Source organism: Streptomyces sp. NPDC001068, from assembly GCF_042897315.1.
In the GTDB taxonomy this organism is placed as follows: Bacteria; Actinomycetota; Actinomycetes; order Streptomycetales; family Streptomycetaceae; genus Streptomyces.
Genome location: NZ_JBIAYD010000008.1, coordinates 227783 through 244478 on the forward strand (window position 1 = coordinate 227783; position 16696 = coordinate 244478).

General features: G+C 68.2%; 16 protein-coding genes. 9 read left to right on the top strand and 7 right to left on the bottom strand.

What is annotated here, in order from left to right; genetic code table 11:
- Positions 1-146: 146 nt before the first annotated feature.
- Together dnaN and dnaA are read right to left on the bottom strand one after the other, a co-directional pair.
- Entirely contained in the window at positions 147-1277 is a 1131-nt protein-coding gene (gene dnaN, locus ACFY3I_RS23555; protein WP_365285855.1) for a DNA polymerase III subunit beta, read from the bottom strand.
- 945 nt (positions 1278-2222) lie between these two features.
- Entirely contained in the window at positions 2223-4202 is a 1980-nt protein-coding gene (gene dnaA, locus ACFY3I_RS23560) for a chromosomal replication initiator protein DnaA (protein WP_390862442.1), read from the bottom strand.
- A gap of 373 nt (positions 4203-4575) precedes the next feature.
- On the opposite strand from dnaA, the gene rpmH reads away from it, so the two are divergent.
- The 9 genes from rpmH to ACFY3I_RS23605 all read left to right on the top strand — a co-directional run bounded on the left by rpmH (position 4576) and on the right by ACFY3I_RS23605 (position 11535).
- Entirely contained in the window at positions 4576-4713 is a 138-nt protein-coding gene (rpmH, locus tag ACFY3I_RS23565; RefSeq protein WP_005482975.1) for a 50S ribosomal protein L34, read from the top strand.
- 21 nt (positions 4714-4734) lie between these two features.
- Entirely contained in the window at positions 4735-5106 is a 372-nt protein-coding gene (gene rnpA, locus ACFY3I_RS23570; RefSeq protein ID WP_365285851.1) for a ribonuclease P protein component, read from the top strand.
- Complete coding sequence (yidD, locus tag ACFY3I_RS23575; protein WP_351316546.1) at positions 5103-5468, top strand: membrane protein insertion efficiency factor YidD; 366 nt, start codon at positions 5103-5105, stop codon at positions 5466-5468. The genes rnpA and yidD overlap by 4 nt, the downstream gene beginning before the upstream one ends.
- 3 nt (positions 5469-5471) lie before the next feature.
- Positions 5472-6770, top strand: coding sequence for a membrane protein insertase YidC (gene yidC, locus ACFY3I_RS23580; protein ID WP_390862444.1), 1299 nt, complete (start codon positions 5472-5474; stop codon positions 6768-6770).
- Positions 6771-6785: 15 nt separating this feature from the next.
- Positions 6786-7295, top strand: coding sequence for a R3H domain-containing nucleic acid-binding protein (locus ACFY3I_RS23585; RefSeq protein WP_365285847.1), 510 nt, complete (start codon positions 6786-6788; stop codon positions 7293-7295).
- A 117-nt stretch (positions 7296-7412) separates the two neighbouring features.
- Positions 7413-8129 (top strand): 16S rRNA (guanine(527)-N(7))-methyltransferase RsmG, encoded by a 717-nt coding sequence (rsmG, locus tag ACFY3I_RS23590; RefSeq protein WP_365285845.1) that lies wholly within the window; start codon positions 7413-7415, stop codon positions 8127-8129.
- 298 nt (positions 8130-8427) lie between these two features.
- Positions 8428-9501: a ParA family protein gene (locus ACFY3I_RS23595; RefSeq protein ID WP_390862713.1), complete on the top strand. Its 1074-nt coding sequence runs from the start codon at positions 8428-8430 to the stop codon at positions 9499-9501.
- The gene (locus tag ACFY3I_RS23600; RefSeq protein ID WP_365285843.1) at positions 9498-10610 is read left to right on the top strand and encodes a ParB/RepB/Spo0J family partition protein; all 1113 of its coding nucleotides are present in this window, start codon (positions 9498-9500) and stop codon (positions 10608-10610) included. The genes ACFY3I_RS23595 and ACFY3I_RS23600 overlap by 4 nt, the downstream gene beginning before the upstream one ends.
- Before the next feature lie 307 nt (positions 10611-10917).
- Positions 10918-11535, top strand: a complete 618-nt coding sequence (locus ACFY3I_RS23605; protein ID WP_390862446.1) for a GNAT family N-acetyltransferase — start codon at positions 10918-10920, stop codon at positions 11533-11535.
- Positions 11536-11652: 117 nt separating this feature from the next.
- Here the strand turns inward: ACFY3I_RS23605 and trxA are convergent, their stop codons facing one another.
- The 5 genes from trxA to ACFY3I_RS23630 form a co-directional block, all read right to left on the bottom strand.
- A complete protein-coding gene (gene trxA, locus ACFY3I_RS23610) occupies positions 11653-11985 on the bottom strand; it encodes a thioredoxin (protein ID WP_365285839.1) in 333 nt (110 codons plus the stop codon).
- A 46-nt stretch (positions 11986-12031) separates the two neighbouring features.
- Entirely contained in the window at positions 12032-13000 is a 969-nt protein-coding gene (trxB, locus tag ACFY3I_RS23615; protein ID WP_365285837.1) for a thioredoxin-disulfide reductase, read from the bottom strand.
- 205 nt (positions 13001-13205) lie between these two features.
- Positions 13206-14117: an anti-sigma factor family protein gene (locus tag ACFY3I_RS23620; RefSeq protein ID WP_390862448.1), complete on the bottom strand. Its 912-nt coding sequence runs from the start codon at positions 14115-14117 to the stop codon at positions 13206-13208.
- Complete coding sequence (gene sigM / locus ACFY3I_RS23625; protein ID WP_390862450.1) at positions 14114-14839, bottom strand: RNA polymerase sigma factor SigM; 726 nt, start codon at positions 14837-14839, stop codon at positions 14114-14116. Before sigM ends, ACFY3I_RS23620 begins: the two co-directional genes overlap by 4 nt.
- A 62-nt stretch (positions 14840-14901) precedes the next feature.
- Positions 14902-16623, bottom strand: a complete 1722-nt coding sequence (locus ACFY3I_RS23630) for a protein kinase family protein (protein ID WP_390862452.1) — start codon at positions 16621-16623, stop codon at positions 14902-14904.
- Positions 16624-16696 lie beyond the last annotated feature (73 nt).

Here is a 16696-nt window from a genome sequence, read left to right on the forward strand (position 1 = left end):
TCGCGTGCCGCGCCCGAGCCTAATCGCGACCCTTTGTGCACAGTTGTGGGCACAGCCGCTCACCTGGGGAAACCCACCTGTGCACAGCGGCCGCCGCCCACAGGGGCGGGGCTACGCCGTGCACAGCTGTGGACAACTCCGGGCGGTCAGCCGCTCAGCCGCACCGGCATGATCAGGTACTTGTACGCGTCGTCCGCCTCCGCGTCGAGCGCCGGCTTGCCACTCAGCAGAGCGGGCTTGGTCGACGTCGTGAACGACAGCTGGGCGACCGGGGAGTCGATCGCGCTCAGGCCGTCGAGCAGGAAGGTCGGGTTGAAGGCGATCGAGATGTCGTCACCCTCCAGCTGCGCGTCCACCCGCTCCACAGCCTGTGCGTCGTCGCTGGAGCCCGCCTCCAGGATCAGCACGCCCTGCTCGAAGCTGAGCCGCACCGGGGTGTTCCGCTCGGCGACCAGGGCGACACGCTTGACGGCCTCCACGAAGGGGGCCGTCTCGATCACCGCGACGGAGTTGAACTCGGTCGGGAACAGGGTGCGGTACTTGGGCAGGTCGCCTTCGAGCAGCCGCGTGGTCGTCCGCCGGCCCGCGCCCTCGAAACCGATGAGTCCCTCGCCGGCGCCCGAGCCGGACAGCGCCAGGATCACGCTGTCGCCGCTCGTGAGGGCCTTGGCGGTGTCCAGGAGCGTCTTGGCGGGCACCAGGGCCACCGCGGACGCCTCGGGGTTCTCCGGCTTCCACAGGAACTCGCGGACCGCGAAGCGGTAGCGGTCGGTGGAGGCCAGGGTGACCGTGTCGCCCTCGATCTCGATGCGCACACCCGTGAGCACCGGGAGGGTGTCGTCACGCCCGGCGGCGATGGCCACCTGGGAGACGGCGGAGGCGAAGACCTCACCGGGGACGGTGCCCGTCGCGTTCGGCATCTGCGGCAGGGACGGGTACTCCTCCACCGGCAGCGTGTGCAGCGTGAAGCGGGACGATCCACAGACCACCGTCGCCCGTACACCGTCTGTGGAGATCTCCACCGGCCGGTTGGGCAGGGCACGGCAGATGTCGGCGAGCAGGCGCCCGGAGACCAGGACCGTGCCCTCCTCCTCGACCTCGGTCTCGACGCTGACCCTCGCGGAGACCTCGTAGTCGAAGCTGGACAGGCTCAGCTGGCCGTCCTCGGCCTTCAGCAGCAGGCCGGCGAGGACCGGCGCCGGCGGACGGGCCGGGAGGCTGCGTGCCGCCCAGGCCACTGCCTCCGCGAGTACGTCGCGTTCCACCCGGATCTTCACCGTAAGCCCGCCTCCTGCTGCTGCCGGGGCTTCTCGCCCTGGTGCGTCTTCGTCGTCTGACTCGGTGTCGTCGGTCCCTGGGAGGGGAAGAACACCGGGGACCAGTCTGACGCACCGCACTGACAGCTGGTGCCTCTCGGGGTCAAGTCGTGACGAGGCGCGGTCAGGGGCCGAAGAGCGAGTTGTGCACAGGGCCCTCTTCGAAACGGATTCCCAGCTCTCTCTAGTTGGCAGTAGTAGTAGGGGCTGTGGATACCGTGGATAACCCCGTTTTCCCAGCTCAGGGGCCAGATTTTGTCCACTGCCCCTGTGGGTTCAGCCGGTGGACAACTCGGTGTCTCTGTGGAGAACAGAAAGTTCTGCACATCCCGTGCACAGGGTGAGGGCACTTCTCCCCAACGCCGTCCCCAGCTTTACCCGCCTTTCCCACAGCCCAACCCGGCAGCTTCGTGTGACGCCTTTCACTCGACACGGTGAGCAGGCGCGTCACGTTGCCGAACAGTGGACAGCGATGTGGAGAAGCTGGGGATCGCTGGGGACAACTGCCCTTCAGCCTGTGGGGTAGCGGTGGACAACTTCATGCACAGCCTGTGGATCAGTTCTTCGTCCACAGACTGTGGAGATCCGTCGTCCACGAATCCACACCCCTCTGAGCTGGCCTGATGCTGTTTCACCCGGCGGCCTGTGGACGGCGTTCGGGACAACTTCGCAGTCCCCAGGGTGTGGACGCAAGAAAGTTGGCAAATCTGTGGAGGACGCCCGTAACCCGGCGGGTAATCGAACAGCGGGCCTCGGTGTAGCACCGCTCGGGCGCGTGGGAAACCGCGCGCCCGGCCCCCGACGACCGCCACCGGCCCCCGTCCGGACCGCCCCCGGACGCGAGAAGGCGCCCTCGGGAACCCTCCCGAGGGCGCCTGGAGCGCCGTACGGCCGTCGGCCGGACCGCTATCCGTTCTTGATGCGGTTGGTCAGCTCCGTCACCTGGTTGTAGATCGACCGGCGCTCCGCCATCAGCGCCCGGATCTTCCGGTCGGCGTGCATCACCGTCGTGTGGTCGCGGTTGCCGAACTGCGCCCCGATCTTCGGCAGCGACAGGTCCGTCAGCTCACGGCACAGGTACATGGCGATCTGCCGCGCCGTGACCAGCTGCCGGCCGCGCGAGCTCCCGCACAGGTCGTCGACCGTGAGGCCGAAGTAGTCCGCGGTGGCCGCCATGATCGCCGTCGCGCTGATCTCGGGCGTCGAGTCCTGCCCACCGGGGATCAGGTCCTTGAGCACGATCTCGGTCAGGCCGAGGTCGACCGGCTGCCGGTTGAGCGACGCGAACGCCGTGACCCGGATCAGCGCGCCCTCCAGCTCACGGATGTTGCGTGAGATGCGGGAGGCGATGAACTCCAGCACCTCCGGGGGCGCGTTGAGCTGTTCCTGCACCGCCTTCTTGCGGAGGATCGCGATACGGGTCTCCAGCTCCGGCGGCTGGACGTCGGTGATCAGACCCCACTCGAAACGGTTCCGCAGCCGGTCCTCCAGGGTGACCAGCTGCTTGGGCGGCCGGTCGCTGGAGAGCACGATCTGCTTGTTCGCGTTGTGGAGCGTGTTGAAGGTGTGGAAGAACTCCTCCTGCGTCGACTCCTTGTCCGCGAGGAACTGGATGTCGTCGACGAGCAGGATGTCCATCTCGCGGTAGCGCTTGCGGAAGCTGTCGCCCTTGCCGTCGCGGATCGAGTTGATGAACTCGTTGGTGAACTCCTCCGAGCTCACGTAGCGCACCCGGGTGCCCGGGTACAGGCTCCGCGCGTAGTGCCCGATCGCGTGCAGCAGGTGCGTCTTGCCGAGCCCCGACTCCCCGTAGATGAACAGGGGGTTGTAGGCCTTCGCGGGTGCTTCGGCGACGGCGACCGCGGCCGCGTGCGCGAAGCGGTTGGACGCGCCGATGACGAACGTGTCGAAGAGGTACTTGGGATTGAGGCGGGCGGTCGGCTCGCCGGGCCCCGGCGACGGTGCGGGTTTGGCGCCCAGCGGTCCCGGCGCGCCCTGGCCGCCGGCGGCCGCGGGCAGGTCCGGACGTCCCGGACCGCCCCGGCGGCCCTGTCCCGGCCCGCCCGGAGGCTCCGACCGGTCACGGCGGCCGGCGTCGCGCTGGTCGTACTCCGAGCGGTCGTACTCCGAGCGGTCGTAATCGGTCTGCTTGTAGTCGGGCCGCTCGTAGTCCGGACGGTCGTATTCGGGGCGCGGCGGCTCGTACTCCGTGCGCGGCTGCTCGTACGGCGGCCGGTCCATCGGCTGCTGGGGCCGGTACTCCTGGGCGTAGGAGTCGCCGTAACCGTCCGAGCGGTAGGTGTCCTGCGACGGGGAGGCATAGGGATCGCGCTCGGGGAAACCGAGCCGGGGCTGCTGCCAGCCGTACTCGTCCTGCCCGGGGCGCGGCCAGGCGCCGGGTTCGGGGCGCTGGTACTCGGAGGGGTAGGCCGGGCGGGCGGTGGGCAGCTGATCGGCGCGCGGGGGCGGCATCTGGTCGCGGCCACCCTGCTCGGGCGAGTGGTCGGCGCGGTGCCTGCCGTATCCGCCCTCGTACTGCTGCGAGGGGAGCTCGTTCCCCTCGTAACGCTGGGGCTGCGCGGGCGGCGCCGGCGGGGTCGGGGGTTCGCCCGCGGACTCGTCCACGGTGATCGCGATCCGGATCGGGCGCCCGCACTCGCGGCTCAGGCTCTCGCTGACGACGGGGGCGAGCCGGCCCTCCAGTACGTTCTTCGCGAATTCGTTCGGTACGGCGAGCAGGGCGGTGTCCGCGACCAGCGCGAGTGGCTGGCAGCGCCGGATCCAGTGCTCGTCCTTGCCCTCCACACCCTGACCGCGGCCCTCACCGAGGAGCTGCTCCAGTACTCGTGGCCACACTGCGGCAAGATCGGCAGGTACGTCAGCCACAGGGCACGCTCTCTCACAGGTCCCACGAACGTGTGGTTCGCGGACGGGTCGGGATGAATATCGGGTCGGGCGGGGATAAAGGAACGAATCGGAGTTCAGCCACGGTAGTCAGCGTGGCGGGTGCGGTTCAAGTTGTTGTCCCCAGCCTGTGGATAGTGTCTCTCGGTGACTGCTGGTTTGACCGAATGGCGTAGCCCCGCGTACCGTAACCAGGTCGAGTTGTCGATGGCTGCTGCCGCCTGCCTCCGATGGGCACAGATCGCTGAAGGTGATCGGGAAGCGGTGCACTCGGGCGTGATGCGAGCTACTCGTGGGCGCACGGTGACAGCCAGGACGGCACCCGCCACACCGATTTGATTTCTGGAGCCCCCGAGTGAGCAAGCGCACCTTCCAGCCGAACAACCGTCGTCGCGCCAAGACCCACGGCTTCCGCCTGCGGATGCGCACCCGTGCCGGTCGCGCGATTCTGGCGAACCGCCGCAGCAAGGGTCGCGCCAGCCTGTCCGCCTGATCCTGATCAGGTCATGACGTCGTGCTGCCTACCGAGCATCGGCTGAGGCGGCGCGAGGACTTCGCGACCGCGGTACGACGAGGTCGCCGGGCCGGCCGCCCGTCCCTCGTCGTCCACCTTCGTAGCGGTGACACGGACCCGCACGCGCCTGGGGAGAGCGCTCCCTCGACGCGTGCGGGTTTCGTCGTGAGCAAAGCCGTCGGTGGCGCGGTCGTGCGCAACAAGGTCAAGCGCAGACTGCGTCACCTGATGCGCGACCGAGTCGTCCTGTTCCCCCCCGGTAGCCTGGTAGTCGTACGAGCGCTGCCCGGAGCGGGCGACGCCGACCATGGACAGCTGGCCCGAGACCTGGACGCCGCCATCGAACGGCTACTGGGAGGGGGCGCGCGATGAAGTACCCACTGCTGGCTCTGATCAAGCTGTACCAGTGGACGATCAGTCCGCTGCTGGGGCCGGTGTGCAAGTACTACCCGTCGTGTTCCCACTACGGCTACACAGCCATCGACCGGCACGGTGCGATCAAGGGGACGGCGCTCACTGCCTGGCGCATCCTGCGGTGCAATCCGTGGTCGCTCGGCGGTGTGGATCATGTTCCTCCGCGTAAGCGACCGCGGTGGCACGAAATGCTGCGTGACGCCTGGCGTGCACGCAAGGGCGGGCCCTCCGCCGCCGAACCGGCCACCGAGGAGAAGCTCGCACCAGAGCTTCCTTCGAGCCCGGCCGCAGAGACTTCGTCCCATGCCCAAGGAGCATGATTAGTGGACACGATTGCCAGCTTCTTCAGCTTCATCACGACACCCGTTTCATGGGTCATCGTCCAGTTCCACGCGGTGTACGGGAAGATCTTCGGTCCCGACACGGGCTGGGCCTGGGGCCTGTCCATCGTGTCTCTGGTGATCCTGATCCGCATCTGCCTGATCCCGCTCTTCGTGAAGCAGATCAAGGCGACCCGGGCCATGCAGACGCTGCAGCCCGAGATGAAGAAGATCCAGGAGCGCTACAAGAACGACAAGCAGCGTCAGTCCGAAGAGATGATGAAGCTGTACAAGGAGTCGGGTACCAACCCGCTCTCCTCGTGCCTTCCCATCCTCGCTCAGTCGCCGTTCTTCTTCGCCCTGTACCACGTGCTCAACGGCATCGCCACGGGCTCGACGATCGGCGTCATCAACGAGTCGCTGCTCGCCAGCGCCCGTAAGGCGCACATCGTCGGTGCCCCGCTCGCGGCCAAGTTCACGGACGGTTCGTCGAAGGTGGAGGCGCTCGGCGCCTCCCTGACCGACGTCCGTGTCGTTACCGCGATCATGATCGTCCTGATGTCGGCGTCGCAGTTCTACACGCAGCGTCAGCTGATGACGAAGAACGTCGACACCACCGTGAAGACGCCGTTCATGCAGCAGCAGAAGATGCTGATGTACGTCTTCCCGGTCATGTTCGCCGTCTTCGGCATCAACTTCCCGGTCGGTGTCCTCGTCTACTGGCTGACCACCAACGTGTGGACCATGGGTCAGCAGATGTACGTCATCCGCAACAACCCGACCCCGGGCTCCAAGGCCCAGGCCGCCTACCTGGAGCGCCTGACCAAGCACGTCACGCACCACGGCAAGGCCGGCAAGCGCAGCGAGCGCACGATCATCAAGGCGATCGTCGCCAAGGGCCGGGACCGTAACGAGTTCGAGCGCAAGTTCATCAACGCGCTGACCAAGGCGGGCCTCGTCGCCCAGACCGACGGCACCGTGGTGCAGGGCGAGGCCCAGGCCGCCGCGCAGACCGAGGACGGCGTCGCGACGACCGCTGCCGCCAGGCGCCAGCAGCCCAAGCGCCAGTCCAAGGCCCAGCGTCAGTCCGGTGCCACGAGGACGGCCGGTGAGCCGTCGGCCTCCGACGCCAAGGAGGACCCCTCCGAGCCGACCACCTCGCTGGAGAAGTCCGACGAGCCGCAGGACGCCAAGCCGGCCGGCCAGCAGCCCCCCAAGGGCGGCTCCAACGGCCGCAGCAGGGCGCAGTCCGGTCAGCGCAAGGGCGGTCAGCAGCGCCCCAAGTCCCCGTCCAAGAAGTAAGAAGGAGCTCATCCCGTGACGGAAGGCACCACCTCCGCTGCCGAGGGTGCGGACACCCTGAGCCGCCTGGAGCAGGAAGGCGAGATCGCGGCGGACTACCTCGAGGGTCTGCTGGACATCGCCGACCTCGACGGTGACATCGACATGGATGTCGAGGCCGACCGCGCCTCCGTGTCGATCATCAGCGACTCGAGCGGCCGCGACCTGCAGAAGCTGGTCGGCCGTGACGGCGAGGTGCTGGAGGCGCTCCAGGAGCTGACCCGGCTTGCCGTACACCGGGAGACCGGTGACCGTAGTCGGCTGATGCTCGACATCGCCGGTTACCGCGCCCAGAAGCGTGCTGAACTCTCCGAGCTGGGTGCCAAGGCCGCGGCCGAGGTGAAGAACACGGGTGAGCCCGTGAAGCTCAAGCCGATGAGCCCGTTCGAGCGCAAGGTCGTGCACGACGCGGTCAAGTCCGCCGGACTGCGCAGCGAGTCGGAGGGCGAGGAGCCGCAGCGGTTCGTCGTCGTGCTGCCCGCCTGATCGGTCGCCCCGTTTCACCGGCCCCGTCTGTTGAGCAGGCGGGGCCGAACTTTGTCAGCCTGGTAGTTCTGGTGGCCGGTGCGCGCAGCGCCGGCGCTGTACGGAAGGACGGTCCCCGTGACGGAGGCTGCGGAGCTCCCCCCGGCGCCTGAGCAGGCCCGGGAAGTGTTCGGCGAGCGCTTCGCCGATGCGGTGCGCTATGCGGAGCTGCTCGCCGAGGCAGGCGTGCAGCGTGGTCTGATCGGCCCTCGCGAGGTACCCCGACTGTGGGAGCGGCACCTGCTGAACTGCGCGGTGCTCTCCGAGGCCGTTCCCGAAGGGGTGACGGTGTGCGATGTCGGGTCCGGTGCGGGTCTGCCGGGCATTCCGCTGGCACTGGTCAGGGAAGACCTCAACATCACGCTGCTGGAGCCGTTGCTGCGACGCACCAACTTCCTGACGGAGGTCGTGGAGCTGCTCGGGCTGAACCATGTGACCGTCGTGCGTGGCCGCGCCGAGGAGGTCATGGGCAAGGTGCCTCCGGTGCATGTGGTGACGGCCCGTGCCGTGGCACCGCTGGACCGGCTGGCCACCTGGGGTATCCCGCTGCTGCGTCCCTACGGCGAGATGCTCGCTCTCAAGGGGGACACGGCGGAGGAGGAGCTGAAGGCGGCCGCCACGGCGCTGACGAAGCTCGGTGCGGTGTCCACATCCATCCTGCATGTGGGTGAGGGCGTGGTGGATCCGCCGTCCACGCTCGTGCGGGTCGAGGTCGGAGAGAGCCCGGGCGGCGTGCGCTTCGCGGCGAAGCGAGCGAAGGCCGCTCGCACCGGCCGGACACGTAGGCGCCGCTGATCTGTCCCGACCGTCCGACGTACTCCACACAAGCTGCCAAACCTACGCATGACGGAGTGTCGCGGCTTTTCGGTACCGCTGGCTGTGCATCGTGTTTCACGTGAAACGTCGCTCACTGTTGCACGGCATTATCGGCCGGGGTCGCGCCGCGGCCGAACCACGCGACCGAAAGCCTCTCGGCTCCCTCAGAGAGGGAGCCTCCGGTAACACTCCGTCCTCCCTGCGGGGCACGGAGTTGTCCACAGAGGTGGATTTCTCCACAGAAGACCAGGCCTCACTGGTTCACGACCCCGATGGCATGGGAGGCTCTGTTCATTGCGAGCCTGAAGTCGAGGAGAGTGAATCCTTGCGGTCCGACGCCAACATCGCGGGACCGATGACCTATCCGGTCCCCGGTCCCCGTACCGAGTCGATGGGGGCGGATGTTTCACGTGAAACACCGCCTCCGATGGACGACACTCCCATCGGTCGCGCTGCCCAACTCGCGGTAGAAGCTCTGGGCCGCGCCGGCGAAGGTCTGCCACGTCCGGAGCAGACCCGAGTCATGGTGGTTGCCAACCAGAAGGGCGGTGTCGGCAAGACGACGACGACCGTCAACCTTGCCGCGTCGCTGGCTCTGCACGGCGCCCGCGTTCTGGTGATCGACCTCGACCCACAGGGCAATGCCTCCACTGCGCTGGGCATCGACCATCACGCCGAAGTTCCGTCGATCTACGACGTGCTGGTCGAGAGCAAGCCGCTGGCCGAGGTCGTCCAGCCGGTGGTGGATGTCGAAGGCCTCTTCTGTGCCCCCGCCACGATCGATCTCGCCGGTGCGGAGATCGAGCTGGTGTCCCTGGTGGCACGTGAGAGCCGACTCCAGCGGGCGATCCAGGCGTACGAGCAGCCGCTGGACTACATCCTCATCGACTGCCCGCCCTCGCTCGGCCTGCTGACGGTCAACGCCCTGGTCGCGGGGGCCGAGGTGCTCATCCCGATCCAGTGCGAGTACTACGCTCTGGAAGGCCTTGGCCAGCTGCTGCGCAATGTCGACCTGGTCCGGGGGCACCTCAACCCCGACCTGCACGTGTCGACCATCCTGCTCACCATGTACGACGGCCGGACGCGTCTCGCTTCCCAGGTCGCGGACGAGGTGCGCAGCCACTTCGGTGACGAGGTGCTGCGGACGAGCATTCCCCGCTCGGTCCGTATCTCCGAGGCGCCGAGCTACGGGCAGACGGTATTGACCTACGATCCTGGATCGAGCGGTGCCCTCTCCTACCTTGAGGCGGCCCGGGAAATCGCGCTGAGGGGCATCGGAGTCAACTACGACCCGACGCAGACCCATATCGGCGCCCAGAGCAATTCGAGCATGGTGGAGGGCATTCAGTGAGCGAGCGACGGAGGGGGCTGGGGCGTGGCCTCGGCGCACTGATCCCAGCTGCCCCGACCGAGAAGAACCCGGCGCAGGCAGCAGTGGGCGGCACGGGATCCCCGTCCCCCGCAGCGGGGCCGGTGCTGACGACCGAGCGTGGGGTCGCGGCTGCCAAGGTGACGACGCTGCCGGCGGTCTCACATGAGACCGAGGAGCCCTCGGTCTTCGGTGTGGCCCCGGAGACGCCGACGTCACCGATGGGCGCGCACTTCGCGGAGATCCCCCTCGACGACATCACGCCCAACCCCCGTCAGCCGCGTGAGGTCTTCGACGAGGACGCTCTGCAGGAGCTGGTCACCTCCATCCAGGAGGTCGGCCTCCTGCAGCCCGTCGTCGTGCGCCAGCTGGGTCCCGCGCGCTACGAGCTCATCATGGGCGAGCGGCGCTGGCGGGCCTGCCGTGAGGCCGGCCTGGAGGCGATTCCGGCGATCGTCCGGGCGACGGACGACGAGAAGCTCCTCCTGGACGCGCTGCTGGAGAACCTGCACCGTGCCCAGCTGAACCCGTTGGAAGAGGCCGCCGCCTACGACCAGCTGCTCAAGGACTTCAACTGCACGCACGACCAGCTGGCCGACCGTATCGGGCGCTCGCGGCCCCAGGTTTCCAACACCCTGCGGCTGCTGAAGCTCTCGCCGGCCGTCCAGCGCAGGGTGGCCGCCGGAGTTCTGTCTGCCGGGCACGCCAGGGCGCTGCTCTCCGTCGACGACTCGGAGGAGCAGGACAGGCTGGCTCACCGGATCGTGGCCGAGGGACTCTCGGTGCGGGCCGTCGAGGAGATCGTGACCCTGATGGGTTCGCGGCCGCAGGCGACCACCCGGGCCAAGGGACCGCGAGCGGGCGGCCGGGTCTCGCCGGCACTGACCGATCTTGCGACCCGGCTCTCGGACCGCTTCGAGACGCGGGTGAAGGTCGATCTGGGGCAGAAGAAGGGCAAGATCACCGTCGAGTTCGCCTCGATGGAAGACCTTGAGCGGATCCTCGGGACGCTCGCCCCGGGTGAGGGTCCGGTTCTTCAGCAAGGGATCCCCGAGGGCGATTCCGCGGACTCTGACGAGTTCGAGGACTGACAGGTCTCGAGGAGAGCGGATCGTGTCCCGGTGTGTACCGGAACACGATCCGCTCTTTGCTTTTAGGCGGTATCGATGGAATCGCTGTGTGGATACGATGCGTTCGGGTATGGCGGATCCACCTGACGGCTGGCAGCACCTCTGAACGGGAGGCGGGAGCCATGCGATCGATGAGCCGCACCGGACTGGTGAGCGCGGTCCTGGGACTGGGCGCGACCGTCGGATTCGTCGGCAGTCTCCTCAGAGAACGCAGTGCTCTGACAGCCGCTCGCGATGCCGCGGGCGAAGGAAGCGAGGAACAGCCTTCATGGGCCGTCGGCTCGTACCGCTCACGCTGGACAACCTCCAGGACCTCCCCAAGCGCTGTCGCTCGTGTGTCTTCTGGGAGCTGGACCCCGTCAGCGGCGAAGCAGCGGTAAGGGCGGGCACGCCCGCGGCCGAGAAGGAAGCCTGGATCTCCGCCGTCCTGCTCGACTGGGGATCGTGTGGCCGGGTGGTCTATGTCGATGACGCACCCGTGGGCTTTGTGCTCTACGCACCGCCCGCCTATGTTCCGCGCTCCACCGCGTTCCCCACGAGCCCGGTCTCGCCCGACGCCGTCCAGCTCATGACCGGCTACATCATGCCCGGCTATCAGGGGCAGGGACTCGGCCGTGTGATGGTCCAGACGGTTGCCAAGGATCTGCTGCGGCGGGGCTTCAAGGCGATCGAGGCATTCGGGGATGCTCGCTACAAGGAGCCTGCCTGTCTGCTGCCCGCGGATCATCTGCTGGCCGTGGGGTTCAAGACGGTACGGCAGCACCCCACGCGCCCACGGATGCGGCTGGAGCTGCGGACCACGCTCTCCTGGAAGGAAGACGTGGAGATGGCGCTGGACCGGCTTCTGGGGGCCGTACAGAAGGAACCAGCGCTGCGGCCGCTGTGAGGTGGCCGTGGGCTCGGCCGGATCGGTTCTTTCATGGCGTGGCTCCTCATGGAGCGGCTGCGCAAAGCGAATGGGCCAACCCCGAGGGGTTGGCCCATTCGTGTTTCACGTGAAACGTCACTCGGCGATGAAGTCGTCGAGGTCACGCAGGAGCGCGGCCTTCGGCTTGGCGCCGACGATGGTCTTGGCGATCTCGCCGCCCTGGTACACGTTCAGGGTCGGGATCGACATGACGCCGTACTTCGCGGCCGTGGTCGGGTTCTCGTCGATGTTCAGCTTGACGATCTCGATCTTCTCGCCGTGCTCGGCGGCGATGGCCTCAAGAGACGGGGCGATCTGGCGGCACGGGCCGCACCACTCGGCCCAGAAGTCCACCAGGACGGGCTTGTCGCTCTTGAGGACGACCTCATCGAAGTCGGCGTCGGTCACATGCTTCAGAGTGCCGGCCACGGCGGGCTCCTTTACTCGTTCGTGCGGTGAGGCGGAAAGGGGATGATCAGACGGTGGTCTTCTCGGGCTCTGCCTTCTCCTCGTCCGCGAGGGCGGCGAGGAAACGCTCGGCGTCGAGAGCAGCGGAGCAGCCGGTGCCGGCCGCGGTGATCGCCTGGCGGTAGGTGTGGTCCACCACGTCACCGGCGCCGAAGACACCGGTCAGGTTGGTGCGGGTCGAGGGCGAGGCGACCTTCAGGTAGCCCTCCTCGTCCAGGTCCAGCTGGCCCTTGAACAGCTCGGTGCGCGGGTCGTGGCCGATCGCGATGAACAGGCCGGTCACCGGCAGGTCCGACAGCTCACCGGTCTTGACGTTGCGCAGCTTCAGACCGGCCAGCTTCTGCTCGCCCTGGACCTCGGCGATCTCGCTGTCCCAGGCGAACTTGATCTTCGGGTCGGCGAAGGCACGCTCCTGCATTGCCTTGGAGGCGCGCAGGGTGTTCCGGCGGTGGACGATCGTCACGGACCTGGCGAACCGGGAGAGGAAGGTCGCCTCCTCCATCGCGGTGTCACCGCCGCCGATCACGGCGATGTCCTGGTCCTTGAAGAAGAACCCGTCACAGGTGGCGCACCAGGAGACACCGCGCCCGGAGAGGGCGTCCTCGTTCGGGAGGCCCAGCTTGCGGTGCTGGGAGCCCGTGGTGACGATGACGGCCTTCGCCTTGTGGACCGTGCCCGCGGTGTCCGTGACGGTCTTGATCTCACCGGTCAGGTCGACGGAGACGATGTCGTCCGGGATCAGCTCGGCACCGAAGCGCTCGGCCTGGGCCCGCATGTTGTCCATGAGGTCGGGACCCATGATGCCGTCGCGGAAGCCCGGGAAGTTCTCCACCTCGGTGGTGTTCATCAGGGCACCGCCCGCGGTGACAGCGCCCTCGAACACGAGGGGCTTCAGCGACGCGCGCGCGGTGTAGAGCGCCGCCGTGTAGCCGGCGGGCCCGGAGCCGATGATGATCACGTTACGGACGTCGCTCACGGCTTGATTCCTCGTCTCTGGTCTACGTCATTCGACCGGTGAGAGTCCTTGTCAGAAGCTCTCACCCCACCCAACGGATCCTACGGGCCCCGCATTCCCGTTGTGTCCGGGCACACGGGCATCCCACTCCGTACGGATTTCCACGGCAGCACGGACGATGCGTCCCCCCTGGAGGAGGATCGCTCCGAGGCCGCTGCGGGGTCGCTCAGGGGCGTGCCAGCGACTCCGTCAGCAGAACCTCGCCGGGTCCGGCCGACAGCCGGCTCTCGCAGGTCGCGTCCACGATGAAGACCGTCACCCGGGAGCTGTCGGACGTGTCGGGGAGCACGACCAGGAAGGCGTCCCTGCCCTGGTAGGACCCTCGCTTCGCGCCGATGACGTCGGCTGCCTGGCCGATGCCCTGGCGGACGCACTGCGGCACCGACACCGAGGGCTGGATCCGGGTGGTGTACGGCGTGTCCGTCGAGCCGGGGGAAGTGGACTCGCCCTGGATCCCGAGATCCGGCTTCTTGGAGCCGCGCAGACCGGTCTCCCCGCCGAGGATGTTCTCCACCTCCGTCTGCAGGGTGCTCCTGGAGAAGCCTTCGGCGGAGTGAGTGGGACTGCCCTGGGCGGTCGGCGATCCGTTGCCGCCGAGCGAGTGGAGGAAGAGCGAACCGGCCCCGAGGACGGCCGCGGTGAGGACAGCGCCGAGTGCGACGGTCCGTCCACGTCGGCCACGTTGTCCCTGCGCCTGCCCTTGTCCTTGTCCTCGGCCCTTGCGGCCTGGACCCGTCGAACCGCTCGACCGTCCGGCGGGACGGTCCGGCGAGGGCGAGGGGACGGGCGATGTTTCACGTGAAACATGCGTCTCGGGCGGCGCGGTGTTCGACGCAGCCTCGGCTGCGAGTGCGGCGTCGATCCGGGCCGCCACGTCCTCCGGCATCCGCGGCGGTTCCGGGAGTGCGCCCAGCAGTCCCCGGATCTCCGTCAAGGAGGCGTGGACATCGGCACAGAGCTCGCATCCGTCCAGGTGCTCCTGCACTTCCGCGGTGCGGGCGTCCGGGAGCAGGCCTTCGGTGAGGTCGGAGATCTCCGTGACATCCGGGTGCCCGGTCGTGTCTGTCGTGGCAGTCACGCTCGCCCACCTCCGCCCTTCACTGCGGCCGAATCACTCGGCCCGGTCTGGTGCGAGCCCCCGTTCCCGGGCCTCGCTGCCGGTGGGACGGATGTCCCCTCCGCCCGGTTCCGTGCCGGGTCGGGTTCTTTCTGGTCGGCGGTTTTTTCCGGCCGCAGATGAGTGAGCAGCGGCAGGAGTCTGGCTCTGCCACGAGCACAGCGGCTCTTCACCGTTCCGGTGGGCACATCGAGGATGCGGGCGGCTTCCGCGACGGGATAGCCCTGCATGTCGACCAGGACCAGAGCGGCACGCTGATCGTGCGGGAGCGTGCCGAGGGCTTCGAGGAGTTGGCGGTGCAGATCGTTGCGCTCAGCCGGAGCTGAGGCCGATTCATGCGGCTCCAGCAGTTGCTCCAGCCGTTCGGTGTCGTCGACGGGAGCGGTCTTCCGGGAGGCCGCCTTGCGGGCCCGGTCGAGGCAGGCGTTGACCGTGATGCGGTGCAGCCAGGTGGTGACCGCCGACTGGCCACGGAAGGTGTGGGCGGCCCGGTACGCGGAGACCAGGGCGTCCTGGACGGCGTCCGCGGCCTCCTCGCGGTCCCCCAGGGTCCGCAGCGCGACCGCCCAGAGCCGGTCCCGGTGCCGGCGCACGATCTCACCGAAGGCGTCGGGGTCACCTTCCACATGGCGGGCGAGCAGATCCTGATCGCTCACACCGTCGTATCCGGCCCCCTCCGCCATGTGCCCCTCCGCCTTCGGTGCCTCCGTCTCAGCGCCTGCGCCTTCAGTGCCTGCGGTGAGCGTCAGCCCGTGAACTTCACTTCCGTGATGGCCTGTTTGAAGCCGGCTGCCGAATACGTGGCGGGGTCCGGGCCCGACTTCGGGACCGCGGTGATCCACACCAGTACGTACTGGCTCTTGGTCTTCTTGCTGACCTTCACCGTGGCGGTGTTCCCGGTGGTCGTGACCTTGCCGATCTGCGTCATGGAGTCGAGTGACCCGGGGGCCAGCGAGTCGGCCGCGTACAACTCGACCGTCGTGTGATCGCCAGCGTAGCGAAGCCCCAGGCTTGCCGTGGTCAGTTCCTTGGCGGAGCCGAGGTCGTACACGATGCCCACACCGGCCTTGTACGGCGCCAGTTCCGGACCTTCGGTGAAGGTCTTCGTGCGCCAGGAGGTCGCGGTGCTGCCGTCGTAGGTCAGCTTGACGTCGCCCGGATGCTGGGCCCCGCCGTCGACGACGTACTCCTGGGCGTTCTGGATCTTTATCGGGGCGACGGGCGCCGGGTTGACCTTGTTCTTGTCGCCGTCGTCGGTCGTCTTGGTGTTCGTGGTGTCGCCGGACTTGTCGCCCTGGTCCATCAGGGCGTCCGCCAGCTGCCAGCTACCCAGTCCCAGGGCGGCGATCAGCAGGGCGGAGACCGCCCACTTGAGGGCCTTGCCGGTACGGCTCTGAAGCGGGGGCGGCGGGGTCTGGATGACCTGGGTGCCGCCGGGAGTCGCCGGACGGCCGTAGGTGCCCTGCTGGTACGTGGTGCGCTGGTACTCGGGCGGCGCCGTGAACGAGGGCTCCGGCGGCCGGATGCGGGGCATCTCGCCGATCGCCTTCACCAGCTCCTCCGGCGTGGTGCACGGGGACTCGTGGCGGGAGGCGGTGGCCCCGTCGTTGACCAGCGCCCGCATGGCGAGCTCGGAGAGGCCGCGGTGGACGCCGGCACGGACCTGGTCGGGGGCGATCAGGCCGACGTCCTTGGGCAGCCCCGGAAGGCCGTAGGCGTCGCTCTGGTACGGCCAGCGCTGGGTGAGGGCGGCGTACAGCAGGGCGCCGATCGCCTCGGTGTCGGAGCGCTGCGGGGTGTCGGAACTGATGCCACGCAGCGCCGCGTTCACGGCCAGGCCGCGGATGCGCCACTGGCCGGTGGAGGTACGCAGCACGGCGTTGGGGTTGAGCCGCAGATGGGCCAGCCCCTCACGGTGCGCGGCCGCCATCGCGGAGGCGATCTGACTGACCATCTGGTAGGCGTCGTGCGGTTCGAGCGGGCCGGCCGCGAGCAGCGCCGTCAGCTCGGTGGCGTCGGGCAGCCACTCGTGCACCACGTAGACGACGTCGTTCTCCTCGACGGCGTCCAGTACCTGTACGAACCTCGGGTCTCCCAGCAGCGCCGCGGACCGGGCGGCGGCCAGCACGGCCCGGGTACGCACGTGGTCGGCCGGCAGGATGTGCACGCCGACGGCACGCCGCAGCTTCTCGTCGACCGCACGCCAGCTGCTGAATCCGTCCAGACGGGTGACGCACTCCTCAAGACGGTAGCGTCTGGCGAGTTTGTGACCGCTGTGCAGTTCGGGAGATGAGACCTGCTTCGCCTGACTCGCGGTCGTGCCGTTCCCCTGTACCTGTTCGCTGTCCGTGTCCCGCTCCGGGTTCTGGGCCACCCCGTCGGCCGTGGACTGCTCCGCCTTGGCGGTCAGCGGCTTGTCACCGCTGTTGTCTGCCACGTCGACGGCAGCCGTGCTGCGTTCCGCCACCGTCGTTCCCTGCCTCCCCATCCGTTGCACGCTGTCCGACGCCGAAACCAATTGTGCCCACAGTCTGCCGCTA

Bases quoted from the DNA above. Each gene is read 5' to 3' on its own strand.
- yidD (WP_351316546.1), top strand. From the start codon at position 5,103: ATGAAGTACCCACTGCTGGCTCTGATCAAGCTGTACCAGTGGACGATC.
- ACFY3I_RS23595 (WP_390862713.1), top strand. From the start codon at position 8,428: ATGGGAGGCTCTGTTCATTGCGAGCCTGAAGTCGAGGAGAGTGAATCC.
- ACFY3I_RS23605 (WP_390862446.1), top strand. From the start codon at position 10,918: ATGGGCCGTCGGCTCGTACCGCTCACGCTGGACAACCTCCAGGACCTC.
- sigM (WP_390862450.1), bottom strand. From the start codon at position 14,839: ATGGCGGAGGGGGCCGGATACGACGGTGTGAGCGATCAGGATCTGCTC.